The 12,867-nt window shown below is 53.3% G+C and carries 11 protein-coding genes; 3 read left to right on the forward strand and 8 right to left on the reverse strand.

Annotated elements, in window-relative coordinates; all coding sequences use genetic code 11:
• Positions 1 to 18: 18 nt before the first annotated feature.
• Together cydX and R9X49_RS10380 are read left to right on the forward strand one after the other, a co-directional pair.
• A complete protein-coding gene (cydX, locus tag R9X49_RS10375; RefSeq protein ID WP_010278781.1) occupies positions 19 to 123 on the forward strand; it encodes a cytochrome bd-I oxidase subunit CydX in 105 nt (34 codons plus the stop codon).
• Between the two features lie 162 nt (positions 124 to 285).
• On the forward strand, positions 286 to 651 hold the full coding sequence (locus tag R9X49_RS10380; RefSeq protein WP_319848280.1) for a YidH family protein: 366 nt from the start codon (positions 286 to 288) through the stop codon (positions 649 to 651).
• A 48-nt stretch (positions 652 to 699) separates the two neighbouring features.
• Here R9X49_RS10380 and fdhE read toward each other — a convergent pair whose 3' ends face one another.
• The 8 genes from fdhE to hutW form a co-directional block, all read right to left on the reverse strand.
• Positions 700 to 1,629, reverse strand: a complete 930-nt coding sequence (fdhE, locus tag R9X49_RS10385; RefSeq protein ID WP_319848281.1) for a formate dehydrogenase accessory protein FdhE — start codon at positions 1,627 to 1,629, stop codon at positions 700 to 702.
• Positions 1,630 to 1,864: 235 nt separating this feature from the next.
• A complete protein-coding gene (locus R9X49_RS10390; RefSeq protein WP_319848282.1) occupies positions 1,865 to 3,316 on the reverse strand; it encodes a PLP-dependent aminotransferase family protein in 1,452 nt (483 codons plus the stop codon).
• 108 nt (positions 3,317 to 3,424) lie between these two features.
• A complete protein-coding gene (locus tag R9X49_RS10395) occupies positions 3,425 to 4,147 on the reverse strand; it encodes a glutamine amidotransferase (protein WP_319848283.1) in 723 nt (240 codons plus the stop codon).
• Between the two features lie 227 nt (positions 4,148 to 4,374).
• On the reverse strand, positions 4,375 to 6,804 hold the full coding sequence (locus tag R9X49_RS10400) for a membrane-bound PQQ-dependent dehydrogenase, glucose/quinate/shikimate family (RefSeq protein ID WP_319848284.1): 2,430 nt from the start codon (positions 6,802 to 6,804) through the stop codon (positions 4,375 to 4,377).
• A gap of 393 nt (positions 6,805 to 7,197) precedes the next feature.
• Entirely contained in the window at positions 7,198 to 7,674 is a 477-nt protein-coding gene (locus R9X49_RS10405) for a YlaC family protein (protein WP_319848285.1), read from the reverse strand.
• A gap of 160 nt (positions 7,675 to 7,834) precedes the next feature.
• On the reverse strand, positions 7,835 to 8,464 hold the full coding sequence (locus tag R9X49_RS10410) for an NAD(P)H-binding protein (protein WP_319848286.1): 630 nt from the start codon (positions 8,462 to 8,464) through the stop codon (positions 7,835 to 7,837).
• Positions 8,461 to 8,955: a heme utilization cystosolic carrier protein HutX gene (gene hutX / locus R9X49_RS10415; protein ID WP_319848287.1), complete on the reverse strand. Its 495-nt coding sequence runs from the start codon at positions 8,953 to 8,955 to the stop codon at positions 8,461 to 8,463. The genes R9X49_RS10410 and hutX overlap by 4 nt, the downstream gene beginning before the upstream one ends.
• 14 nt (positions 8,956 to 8,969) lie before the next feature.
• Positions 8,970 to 10,283, reverse strand: coding sequence for a heme anaerobic degradation radical SAM methyltransferase ChuW/HutW (gene hutW, locus R9X49_RS10420; protein WP_319848288.1), 1,314 nt, complete (start codon positions 10,281 to 10,283; stop codon positions 8,970 to 8,972).
• A gap of 408 nt (positions 10,284 to 10,691) precedes the next feature.
• On the opposite strand from hutW, the gene R9X49_RS10425 reads away from it, so the two are divergent.
• Positions 10,692 to 12,860: a TonB-dependent receptor gene (locus tag R9X49_RS10425; protein WP_319848290.1), complete on the forward strand. Its 2,169-nt coding sequence runs from the start codon at positions 10,692 to 10,694 to the stop codon at positions 12,858 to 12,860.
• Positions 12,861 to 12,867: the final 7 nt, after the last annotated feature.

Here is a 12,867-nt window from a genome sequence, read left to right on the forward strand (position 1 = left end):
GACTTGAGGAGAAAGAGAATGTGGTATTTCGCCTGGATACTCGGCACGCTGCTGGCCTGCGCGTTCGCGCTGGTCACCGCGTTAGCGGTAGAGAACCATGAAGCAGGCAAAGACGCCTCCTGAGAAAACGAAGCGCCGCATCGGGCGCTTCATCATTATCTAGTGAGGCAATTATCGCTAATACACTGGTCACTGATACAATCGGGCAAACGAAATCCGCCGGGCGCTAGAATGCAGACGCGGTGCCCAATCGGATGCCTCTTTAACCTGAAATTAGACGACGACATGACAACGCCCAGACAGGACAAAACGCCGTGGTGGAGTCAGGGGAAAACCCCGGACTACCGTTTTTCATTAGCGAATGAACGCACCTTTCTGGCGTGGATCCGCACCGCGCTGGCGTTTCTTGCCGGTGCGGTGGGTATCGATCAATTCACCGTCCATATCGATCCGCTGGTGCGTCAGGGGCTGGCTCTGCTGCTGGTCGTCTGTGCGGCATTACTCGGCGGTCTGGCCTATCGTCGCTGGGTCAGCAATGAGAAAGCGATGCGTCAGGAAGGCGATATGCCGTATACGCCGATGCTGCTGATCGTGACGCTGTTTATCACCCTCATTGCCATCGCGATTGCCGCCATGATCCTGTTCGGGTAGCACATGGAAAGGCGGTGAAGCACAAACGCGCTTCACCGATTAGACTGGCTATTCGATCGAACTTTCCGGGAACAGGAAGGGGTTGATGCTACTGCGAGAAAAGCCTTCTTCCTCCATTTTCACATCCAGCACCAGCGAAGCCAGATCGTCGGCGACGGCTTCTACACGGTGATCTTTTTCCTGATATAGCAGCTTCAGATACGTGCCGCAGTGACCGCAGCTTTCCGCTTTGATGGCGGAATTTTCGCTATCCAGCGACCAGTAATTCAGCTCGCTCGACTCTTCACAGTTGCTGCATTTCACCCGCACCATGTGCCATTCGCTCTCGCACAGATTGCAGTGCAGATAACGCAAGCCGCTGGACGTACCTAACTGCACCACGCCCGATACCGGAATACTGCCGCACACCGGGCAGAACTGACGATGTTCGCCGGGTACCGCGCGCGCTTTACCGGGCAGCAGACTTGCCATCTGTGCCCAGAACAGCGACAGCGCCGCCCAGATGAACGGGGCTTTATCATTGTTTTCAGCGCGAAACTCGTGTTGCAGCAGCGCCGTTGCCTGCTCTTCCAACTCCTGTTCTGAGGCTTTTTCCAGATTTTCCAGCGTGGATAACACCTGTCCGCTGGCATCCGGTTTTAATTCTTCGATCAGCGCACGCAGCAGCGTGTGCCAGTGTGCATCACGCGGGAACACCGCGATATCGAGCGGTGGACGTTCACCGGACTGTTTCAGCACGTCACTCAGGTCAAGCTTCAACGGATGATCGTGCAGCACCTTCTGCTGGGCTTCCACCACGCCAGCGGCGAAGGTGAGGTAATCCCCCAGAGGGTGATCTTCAGCCAGCTGACGCAGACGCTCCGCGCGGCTGCTGTACAGGCTTTTTAGATTGGCAAACAGCAGCGGAGGAATATGCCCTTCCTGCGTCGATTTTTCATTCTGTTCTAGCTGTTCCTGAGGAACAATACGAATACTCATCAGGGTGGTTTTTCCTGTTGTTTACGTTGTCTATCCGATAGATTTCGGGGTGCAGGAAGGCCGCCAGCGCGGTCTGAAAGATAATAGGTATCGCTCACCTTTAGCCGGATTATACGCATCGTGCCTGGCGACTTCCTGATTTCCGGCAAGGTTATGGCTGTTTTTCGCCATCGATGCCGCCACCTTCCGCCATGGCGCAAACAGTAACAGAAAAGCAGCAAACATCTCCACACCTCTAAAGGGGTGATCGCGCCAAACGCTCACCTATCTGTGCTCGAATCAGCGAGGCCAATACGATCACGCTTTGTTCGCAGCGCTCGTCCCATGCGTAAGAGGCGTTGAAGCGGAAGTAGCGATCGTATTTATCGCCAGTCGTAAACATTTTCCCCGGCGCAATGCTGACGCCCCGAGCCAGCGCACGACGGTATAGCTCCGTGCTGCTGACGCCTTCAGGCAATTCCAGCCAGAGAAAATAACCGCCTTGGGAATGATTAATGAGGACGTCACCCGGGAAGTGCCGGCGTAGCGACTGTAACGCCGCGTGTTTACGCTGCTCCAGCGCTCGCCGCAGGCGGCGCAGATGGCTGTCGTAGCTGCTGGTCGCCAGATAGTCCGCAATCGCCAGTTGCATGGGTGCGCTGGTTGATAATGTGCTCATCAGTTGTAAACGCTGAATGCTGCCCGCATAGCTCCCTGCCGCCACCCAGCCGATGCGGAACCCCGCCACCAGATTTTTAGAAAACGAGGAGCAGTGCAGAATCGTGCCTTTTTTATCCAACGCCTTCGCAGGCAGCGGACGTTGCAGGCCCGTGTATAGCTCGCTGTAGACATCATCTTCTACCAGCCCGACGCCGTGTTTTTCCAGCATCGCCACCAGCCGCTGTTTCTTCTCCCAGGACAGCGTGCAGCCAAGCGGGTTATGAAAATTGGTCATCAGCCAGCAGGCTTTGATCGGATAGTCATTCAGCGCCTGCTGCAATGCATCAAGGTCGATACCCTGCTGCGGATCGGTTGCAATCGCAATCGCCTTGAGTTTCAGGCGTTCGATCGCCTGTAGCGCGCCATAAAAAGCGGGAGATTCGATCACCACGTAATCGCCCGGCTCCGTCAGCACCTGAAGGCTGAGATTAAGGGACTCCATCGCCCCCGCCGTAATCACAATCTCATCGGGCGAGACGGCGATCCCCTGCAACGCATAGCGCTGAGCGATATTCTTCCTTAAGCTCTCATTACCCGGCGGTAAATTATCCAGCGCGCTGTGTGGCTGCATATGGCGCGCCACCGAGGCCAGCGAGCGCGTTAACTGACGCTGGGGAAAGAGCTGCGGGTCGGGAAACGCCGATCCGAACGGCATCACCGCCGGATCTTTGCTGGCCTGGAGCACGTCAAAAATGAACGCGTTGACGTCCACGTCTTCGGTCAACTGAACGCGTTCCTGCCCTACAGGTGAATGCAGGCTGTCCGCGGGTAGTGCGGACAGCTGTGATGCCGCGTAATAACCCGACTGTGGACGCGACACAATCAGCCCCTGACTTTCCAGCAGCTGATACGCGTGCAGCACGGTCATCAGGCTCATACCCGAATGCAGTGATTTCTCCCGCAGCGAAGGCAATTTATCGCCCGGCTGCCAGATCCCTTCCTGAAGCTGCTCACGGATCTGGTGAGCGAGCTGTTCAAACTTTGCCATAGCGCTACGGTTTCGGTGGATGAAGCTATCATGATTCTTGGCTCGATCGGCACCAATGAGTGGCGATCGAGAAGGACGTTTTATCGCGCATAATGCGTTGTTCGAGGGCTACTTCGCCGCATAGCGTTGCACAAAATCCAGCAGGATCTTGCGCGCCCAGACGGGTTCCTGCGGGATGTCCATCATCCGGTCGACATCCCAGCCGCCCTGTCGCAGCGCCGCTTCATTATGACGCAGACATGTCAGCATGATGTCCGTGCTGAATTCCGGGTGGAACTGCACGGTCAGGACTTTATCGCTGTAGCGGATAATTTGGCAGCCATCCATCTCTGAACTTGCCAGCACCTGCGCACCTTCAGGCGGTTCCAGCACGGACTGCTGGTGGGTCAGATAAGCGCCAAACTGCTGCGGATAATCACGCAGTAAACTGTCCTGCGCGGCAGCTTCATTGGTTGTCACAACCTGAACGCCAACTTCCTTGCCGTTCGGGTTATCCCCCACTTTACCGCCCAGCGCATCAGCGAGCAGTTGGTGCCCATAGCACACGCCCAGCAGCGGGACATCCGCGTAATAGGCTTCACGCAGCCAGCCAGCGGTATATTCACTCCAGTCCAACCGATCCGTGACCATTGACCACGAGCCGGAGATAACCACCGCCGCCAGCGTATCAAACGGCGGCAGCCGCTCCCCGAGATCGGGACGCACCACCTGTACCGGCTGCGTTTTGCCCTGTACCGCATCGGTAAACCACTTCCCTTGTTGCCCAACCTGAGACGCAATGCCTTCCGGCGGTTGGCCCAACTGAATCACCAGCAATACCTTTTCGCTCATCGTCCTGTTCTGCCCGTCTATTTGAAAATCACAAGGTTGAAAAAATCATTCGGCTGAAAAACCACCCGTCAAAAAACAACAAGAACACGACGCGCAGCTCTCCTACGAACCTAGCACTAACGTAATACGATTCCTATCCAAGTCATATGCTGGATAGTAAAAGGCCACCTCAATGACAGGTGGCCTTTCATCCCTACCGTTTCAACGGCGATACCGATCCTTTGGTATCACGGTAACCGATAGGCAATCACATAGTCACCACGGTCTGGTGAGTTACGTGCACCGCCAGCCGAGATAACGACGTACTGCTTACCATCCACCGGAGACTTGTAGCTGATAGGTGTAGCCTGGCTTCCTACTGGCAGTCGGGCTTTCCATACTTCTTTACCGGTCGCGCTATCAAAGGCACGCAGATAGTAATCCTGCGTGGAGGCGATAAATACCAAACCGCCCTGAGTCGCGAGCGTGCCGCCAATCGTCGGCATACCGATCGGAATAGGTAATCCCATTTTAATACCGAAAGGCCCCGTATCTTTCACTGTACCAACGGGAACCTGCCAGGCGATTTTCTGCGTTTTTAAATCCACCGCCGTCAGCGTGCCAAATGGCGGTTTCTGGCAAGGAATTTCAATAGGCGACATGAAGCGAACTTTCGCATTAACCGAATACGGCGTGCCATCCAGCGGTACCGGACGATCAATGCTAGCCGCTTCGTTACCATCACTTTTCTTACCTTTATCCTCTGCCGACGTCGGTACGAGTTGAACCTCAAGCCCCACTCTCATATCGTTGACAAATAGGTAGTTATTCACCGGATCGGTAGATAATCCGCCCCAGTTCATGCCACCTAAAGAGCCAGGCAGATTGAGTGACGGATCGTGCCCCGGCGGGGTAAACAGCCCATTGTAACGTTTAGATTTGAAGTGGACGCGGCAGAGCAACTGATCAAACGGCGTCGCTCCCCACATATCAGACTCTTTGAGGACATCTGCGCCAATCTGCGGCATACCAACGGAAACAGGCTGAGTCGGCGAATACACCTCGCTCGGAATTTCTCCCTGCTCAACCTTTCTCTCTTCAACTTTCGTCAACGGTTTACCCGTCGCACGATCGAGAACGAACAGTTGACCGGCTTTGGTACCGAACACTAACGCGGGTACGTTTTTGCCATTTTCGCTGGGGAAATTAACGAAAGAAGGCTGCATCGGCACATCAAAGTCCCACAGGTCATCGTGAACCGTCTGATAGACCCATTTGACCTGCCCCGTGGAGGCATCCACCGCCACCATTGACGCACCAAATTTACGATCCAGATCGCTACGTTTGACGCCCCATAAATCGATGGCGGCGCTTCCCGTCGGCATGAACACCGTATTTGACTGCGGATCGTAGGACATCGGCGCCCATACGTTAGGCGTCGAACGCGTATAGTTCTGACCTTGTGCTGGTTCTGTCGTCTCCTGCGGATTGCCAGGATCAAATGCCCAGCGTAATTTCCCGGTAATCACGTCAAACCCGCGAACGACACCGCCGGGCATATCGATACTGACGTTATCCGCGACCCTGCCGCCAATAACGATAGTCGTCCCTGCCAATGTGGGCGCTGACGTCGGATAATATTGCCCTTTGTCGCTACCTTTGCCCATGTGATCGCTGAGATCCACCCGGCCATTGGTGCCAAAATCTGGGCAAAATGCCCCGGTGTCCGCATCCACGGCGATCAGCTCTGGCGTCACGCTATTCATCAGGATACGACGCTGGCAAACCGCACCTACAGGTACTGAAACCTGCGCAACCGGTGTAGATCCTGGAAGATCGGGCTGCACTAGCGGCTGTGTGGCATCAAAATAGGCCAGACCACGGCAGCGCATCCACTTTTTCTGGTGCGCGCCGATTTCCGTTTTCCACAGCTGTTCACCACTTGTGGCATCCACAGCAATGATGTTGTTATGCGGCGTACACAGGAATAAACGGTTACCCACTTGCAGCGGAGTCTGCTGATCTTCAGCACCGCCGCCGCCCGGACTTTGCGGCACATCACCCGTGCGGTACGTCCACGCGATCTGGAGATCTTTCACGTTATCACGCGTGACCTGATCCAACGCGACAAAGCGCGACGCACCAGAGGTGTTACCGTAATTGCTCCAGTTTTGCTGTTCTTCACCGGGTTTAACAGGCACTAACGGCAGTTGAGCACCGGAAGAAGGCACTGGCGCATGAGGAACGAACATGCCGGCGACAGTGGCAACGAAGGCCAGCACCAGCACGCCAGCAGAAAGCCCTGCGGCACGCCAGCCAGGTTGTTTACCTGCCGGACTACGCAAGAGAGGTAGTGACAGCGCAACCAGAATGGCAACCCCAGCCAACGTGAGCAAACGTGATACCAAAGGCCAAAAATCCAGACCGACATCCCACAATGCCCAAATAACGGTGCCCAACAAAACGGCACCGTATAAATAAGCGCCTAAGACGCTTTTACGCCAGAGAAGTACCCCGGAAATCAGCAGTGCTAAACCGGAGACCAGAAAATAGGGGCTCCCCCCCAAACCAATCAGTTTGGCCCCATAATAGGCGAAAAAAGCGCCTATCGCCGTTACGATTAACCCCAAGATTAGCAGCCAGATACCCTGCAACCTGGACACAAGTGGTTTTGCCATAGAAAATTCCATCAATACGAGCAAACCTTATCTTCACATCATTTACCCCACATCTAACACGATGATGGAGAAAGGAATGCATTACGTTAATGTTTTAGAAAAGCGAGAATGTGGGTCGAGAAACCGCATAAATATGCTGGATATATCGTTTCCACCCCACTTAATAGCGTAGATGCTTTTTAAAGGGTCACAATCATATTGCACTTTCTTAATAAGAAAATAAAATTTCTATAACATATGGTTTGGTAAGGATTTACCTTTATCGGATAAGCGATCCGCAAGAAAAAAGGAAGAATAAAAGTTTCTTATTGTGATGATAAATAGAGGGAATATAAATAGCCGTTATTTTATATAAGCGTTATTTTATATAAAAAGCTGGCTGTTTTATCACATTCAAGCAGAAGGCTGCTGGCGATAGGCCAATGAAAAAACATCGTAAAAATCAACATCACCTTTCGTGCGTTGAATTTTCTCTATCCCCGCTTTCACTGCGGACGGTACCTGCTCATTGCGTAGCAGTTTATCCAGCGTGTCCTGCGACACGTGGCGGATCGTAAACCACTCGCCGTTATAGCACACGCGTAAATCCAGCGTGTCGATGTCTTCAAAGCGATAGGTCGGGTTAATATCCATCGACAGTGCCAGCGTCATCACCAGCAGGAAGACGGTAAAACCGATCAGATACGGTAAACCAAAATAAGAGGCATAGAAGAGGATGGCAGCGACCGGCACGTAGCTCACCAGCATCGCGGCAAACAGATAGGGGTGAGACTGCATGAATTTACGGCTGAAACGTATTTTATTGTCACGTTTTTCTTCCCGATTAATCCGTTCGATCTCTTCGGTAAGAAGGCGTTTTACTTCGTCCATCGTCGTCACCATCATGCTTAAGGAATACAACACTGCTGGTATCGATTAGAACATAGCCACATAAGAGATAACAGATACAGTTTTCGACAGATTGACTATAACAGTTTGCCTGATGCCGGGAGAGATTATCCCGGCAACAGCGATGACATAAGAACGGGGATTACGAAATAGCAGGCATGGTGAGATCGGGATCGATCAGATTATAGATGTGATTGCCAAACACGGGCTGTTGCAACAGTTGATCAACCGCCAGCGCCACATCCCAGCGTGACACCAGCCCCAGCGTAGCAGCCCCCTGCGTCAGTTTCGCATTGTGCGTCGCAACCACATCCAGCAGGCCGCCAGGACGCACAATACAGTGATCCAACGAACTGCTTTGCAACCAGCTTTCTGCCAACGACTTCTCACGTACCGCAAAGCCAAACGCGGCTCTGGCGCGTGGCGACAACAGCGGCCAGCTATCGCCGCAGCCCAGTGACGTCACCAGCAGCATACGCTTGATGCCTGCCTGCTCGGCGCCATCGATCACCGTGCGATGGCCCTGATAATTTACCGTGCCACCGCCCATTGTTGATACCACAATGGCAGAAGGCCCCACCACACGACAGGCTTCCGCTACCGTTTCCGGGTCACAGGCATCGCCTTCCACTACTGTCATTCCCTGCTCACGCCAGTGTTTGGCCTGTTCAGGATTACGCAAGACGAGTACGACCGCCTGCTCGCACTCAATAGCGCGCTGTAATAAGCAGGCGCCGACCCCATTGCCCGCGCCGAAAAGTAACCACGTCATACCTGCTCCGGTTGTAATTCACTCGCCAGCGCGCGGAACGCCTCAACCTGAGCACTCAGCAGCTGGCGGTGGCTGTCTCGTCCAAGGAAGATTTTAAACATCGCCGCACCGTTGGCATTAAAGAACACCACGGACGCCGTGTCCATCCCCATGAACTTACGCTCAATAAACGCAATGTGCTGACAGCTCGTCGCGCGGATGTGTCCACTCAGGCCATTTTTGCCGCGCAAATTAAAGTAACCGTGGCGATGCGTACCGGTTGGCAGCTCGCTCTTGAATTCCAGAATTGCGTCCGCCGTATGGCTAATGAGCGTCACTTCACCCCAGGTCGCAATCGTGTCCCACACCTGATCGAAGCGATCGCCCGTCGCCAGCGTACGCTGTGCCGCAGGCAAAGCTTCAACGACGGCAAACAGCGAGGTACTGTACTTTCCGGCAATCTCTTCCAGTGTGCCATCAGGGTTGGTTGCCAATAATTCATTCAGTGTCATGATTGCGTCTCCGGTTAGTGCGCATGCTCTTCGGCATTAAGCTGAGGAATAATTTGTTGTAATGCCTGCATCAGGTTGTTCGCCCAGAAACGGCCATCGTTGGTCAGGCGCAGGCAGGTGGAATCGTCACAGGTCAATCCGGCCTCGTGCCACTGGCTAAGCAACGGTTGAAGCTCACGAGCATGCCGGGTCAATTGAGGCAGCTTGATGCGACCCACTTCAATACCCGCCTGAAGCTGATGCTGCCACGGCCCGGTCGGACTGGCTGGCGTCATCATCATGATCGGTTTTTGCCCCTGATCGATCTGCTGGTAATAGCGCTCCAGGCTGCGTTCCATCATGTAGGCTTGCCCGTTTATATTGCCACCCGCGCCGCTTCCCATTGCCAGACAGTCCGCGCCTTGCTTAATCAGCAGGTTGTACAGGTTGCGTTCACGCGTGGTGCGCGCCCAGTGGCTATTGCTAAGCTGGTGCCAGCCGGCGTCAGCCAGAAACGCTGCGCCAGTCCGATAGAAATCACGGCGGGCAACCACATCAGGCAATGCGACACGCTGATTTTCGGCAGCTTTCGCCAGCGGCGTGGTTGGTAACAGATTCAGCGCATACAAATCGACGCCGTCTAACGGCAAATCGCTGACGATGGCCAGATCTTCGCGCCAGATTTCCGGCGTTTGCTCCGGCAGGCCGAACATCAGATCGCACACCACGGCGGCTCTGTCTCGCTCGCACAGGCGTTCAAGGAAGCGAATTGACTGCTGTTTATCTGAGGTACGCGCCATACGTTGACGAATGCGGGTATCAAACGTCTGAATCCCGATGGAGAAGCGGTTCGCTCCCGCATCCAGACAAGCATCGATCCGCTCATCGTCAAAATCCATTGCCCGCCCTTCTACCGTGATCTCACAGTCTGGGGCCAGCGGCAGAGAGGTGCGGATCGCACGAATAATTTGCGACAGTTCATCGGCGGCCAGCGCCGTTGGCGTGCCGCCACCAAAATACACCGCATGAATGGGCGCAGACTGATGCAGCGGGCTGTCCGCTTCCATCGCCAACTCCTGCAACAGATAACGGGTGTAAGTCGCCGTGCTGTCATCACGCAGTTTGTTCTGGTAAAAACCGCAAAACGTGCAATGCGTAGCGCAGAAAGGAATGTGCAGGTAGAGCAGCCGCTTACGCGCAGGCACGATTTGCTGCTTTAGCGCCTGCCAGCCGGCAGGAATCTGTTCTGGTGAAAGCGGCACATGGTTGCGCCAAGGCATTGCCATACGTCGGGCGCTAAAAGGCTGCTCACCGGGCTCAGCATAATACGGCGTCAAATCGATGTTCATTAACGGCCCCCAAATAATCAATAAAATAAATTAAATGATAATTATTTTTATTTGGCAACCTGCCCGGCAGGCAGAAAGGAGCCGGGTTATTCTTTTCGCGTCATTTTCTCTTTAAATTAACCGATTTGCTTATTTTGGTTAAAATGGCAGATATAAATAAATACGGTTATTTCTCATTAGTTTCATAGCATTAATCCACTGAGCCTGTTTTAAATGTTAAATAAATGAAAACAAAAATCACTACATTAAAATTCGTTAATTTAACAACCAATAAAATATTGCAAGTCCTTATTTAATAACAAATGAGATTGCAGTCACATTTTTTAATATTCATTCAAATTTAATTATCGCACCCTTCCCCCAAATGATAACGTTAATGAGAATCATTAACTTTTCAGAGAAAAAGCCATGAATAAAAAGGCCACACACTGGGTTCTCTTTATGCTGCCTGCTATTTATAGCGGCGCAATTAATGCAGCGCCAAACGATTCATCTACAAATCATTCGACCACAAACAGCGATGAAATAACCGTTATTAGTGCAGGGAGAACGGAACAAAATTTATGGGAAAGTCCGGTCACGATGCAGGTTATCGATAATGAAAAGCTGGGTAAATATACCGGCGATTCTATTGCCGAAGCGCTGCGTGATATTCCCGGTGTCGATATTACCGATACCGCATTAGCCGGTCGTAAACAAATACGTATTCGCGGCGAAGAAGCCTCACGCGTATTAGTGTTAATTGACGGACAGGAAGTTACTTATCAGCGCGCCGGACCAAATTACAGCCTCGGATTATTAATCGATCCCTCTTATATTGAGCGCATTGAAGTCGTAAAAGGCCCGCATTCGGTATTATATGGCTCGCAGGCTATTGGCGGCGTGATCAACTTTATTACCCGCAAAGGCGGAGACAAACCGCTGAGCGGCAAAATCAAAGCCGTTTATGACAGCGCGACCGCAGGCTGGCAGGAATCGGGTTTAGCCTACGGCTCCATCGGTAATTTTGACTATCGCCTCAGCGGCAGCTATAGCGATCAGGGCAACCGCAGCACGCCGGATGGCCGTCTGCCGGACACTCATTTCCGCAACAGCGGGCAGTCCGCCTGGCTCGGCTATCGCCTTGGCGATCATAAATTCGGCCTGTCGCTCGACAGCTTCAAGCTCAGCACGCAAACCTATACCGACTCGGATGAATACGACAGCTTCAGCGTGCGTATTCCTGAACTGGAAAGAAAGAAGGTCGGCCTGTTTTATGACTGGCAGATCGGCGGCGATGTGCTGAAAAACCTGCATCTGGATGCCTATCAGCAAAATATCAAACGCGAATTCCGTAACGATCTGTCGCAGAGCGGTAATCCGCTGCGCTATAACGGCATGGCGCTTTATCAAGGCAAAATGGCGATGAGCACAGGAACCGACGACAAGCAGACCAGTCGGGGATTGACCTTACAGGCGGATATCACACCATTCACCGATCATACGCTGATTGCCGGGGGACAATGGCTCTCCGATGTCGTGAAGCAAAATGCCTTCTCCGATGTCCGGGTAACGGGATCATTATCGCCCATGGGAATGCCTTCTCTATCAGTCAACCCAAGCTCAATATCCAATAACCACTGGCGGCAGAATAGCTGGGCGCTGTTCGCACAGGATGAATGGAAAATAACGCCGGACTGGACGTGGACGTTGGGCGCTCGTCAATATTGGGTTGAATCACTCTCCTACGGCGGCCAGAAGACAGGCACCGTAAGAATGAACGGGATGGTGATGCCGAACAACAGTACGTCCGCCGCTGCGAAGGAAAACGACAGTACCTTAGTCACCGCCAGCAGCCTGCGCTATTCCGGCTTTGACAACATCCAGCTCCGTGCCTCCTTTGCGCAAGGTTATGTCTACCCTACCCTGACGCATAAGTTTTACGACACGGCGGCGGGTGGGAGCACCACTTACGGCAACGCCAATTTAAAGGCAGAAAAGTCGAATAACTATGAAGTCGGCATGCGCTATAAAGACGATAGCTGGCTGCTGGACAGCGCTGTCTACCACTCACGCGCCAAAGACTATATCACCACGCTGAACTGCGCCGGTAACGCCGCCTGCTCCGGCAGCACGGATAGCAGCAGCCGTTACTACGCCAACGCCAACCGTGCCACCACGTACGGGATGGAGATGTATGCGGAATACCTCGGCTGGACGCTGTCTCCTTACGTTAACGGCAATATCATCCGCCGTGAGCTGGAACTCCCAACTCGCAGCACCTATCGCACTGGTGAACCCACTTTTACTGGTCGCGTCGGGGTCAAAAACATCATGCTGTTTGATCGCATGGAGCTGGAATCCGATCTCTACCTCCGGGCGGCCTCACGCGCGAAGGATGAAACGGCTGATACCGCCATCCAGCACAGCGGTTGGGCAACGGCCAATCTGGAATTTACCAGCACCTTCGGTAGCGAGAATCAGTATCAGGTCACGCTGGCGCTGAATAACCTGCTGGATAAGCGCTATACCACCGCGCATGAAAGTATTCCTGCATCCGGCTTCAGCACCGCGATCGGCGCGGCGTTCTCATTCTAAGCGTCAT

This window comes from Pectobacterium carotovorum (assembly GCF_033898505.1).
In the GTDB taxonomy this organism is placed as follows: domain Bacteria; phylum Pseudomonadota; class Gammaproteobacteria; order Enterobacterales; family Enterobacteriaceae; genus Pectobacterium; species Pectobacterium carotovorum_J.

Excerpts from the sequence above, each read along its gene's own strand:
- R9X49_RS10395 (WP_319848283.1), bottom strand. The coding sequence starts at position 4,147 with ATGAGCGAAAAGGTATTGCTGGTGATTCAGTTGGGCCAACCGCCGGAA.
- R9X49_RS10405 (WP_319848285.1), bottom strand. The coding sequence starts at position 7,674 with ATGGACGAAGTAAAACGCCTTCTTACCGAAGAGATCGAACGGATTAAT.
- R9X49_RS10410 (WP_319848286.1), bottom strand. The coding sequence starts at position 8,464 with ATGACGTGGTTACTTTTCGGCGCGGGCAATGGGGTCGGCGCCTGCTTA.
- R9X49_RS10400 (WP_319848284.1), bottom strand. The coding sequence starts at position 6,804 with ATGGCAAAACCACTTGTGTCCAGGTTGCAGGGTATCTGGCTGCTAATC.
- R9X49_RS10390 (WP_319848282.1), bottom strand. The coding sequence starts at position 3,316 with ATGGCAAAGTTTGAACAGCTCGCTCACCAGATCCGTGAGCAGCTTCAG.
- R9X49_RS10425 (WP_319848290.1), top strand. The coding sequence starts at position 10,692 with ATGAATAAAAAGGCCACACACTGGGTTCTCTTTATGCTGCCTGCTATT.
- cydX (WP_010278781.1), top strand. The coding sequence starts at position 19 with ATGTGGTATTTCGCCTGGATACTCGGCACGCTGCTGGCCTGCGCGTTC.
- hutX (WP_319848287.1), bottom strand. The coding sequence starts at position 8,955 with ATGACACTGAATGAATTATTGGCAACCAACCCTGATGGCACACTGGAA.
- hutW (WP_319848288.1), bottom strand. The coding sequence starts at position 10,283 with ATGAACATCGATTTGACGCCGTATTATGCTGAGCCCGGTGAGCAGCCT.
- fdhE (WP_319848281.1), bottom strand. The coding sequence starts at position 1,629 with ATGAGTATTCGTATTGTTCCTCAGGAACAGCTAGAACAGAATGAAAAA.
- R9X49_RS10380 (WP_319848280.1), top strand. The coding sequence starts at position 286 with ATGACAACGCCCAGACAGGACAAAACGCCGTGGTGGAGTCAGGGGAAA.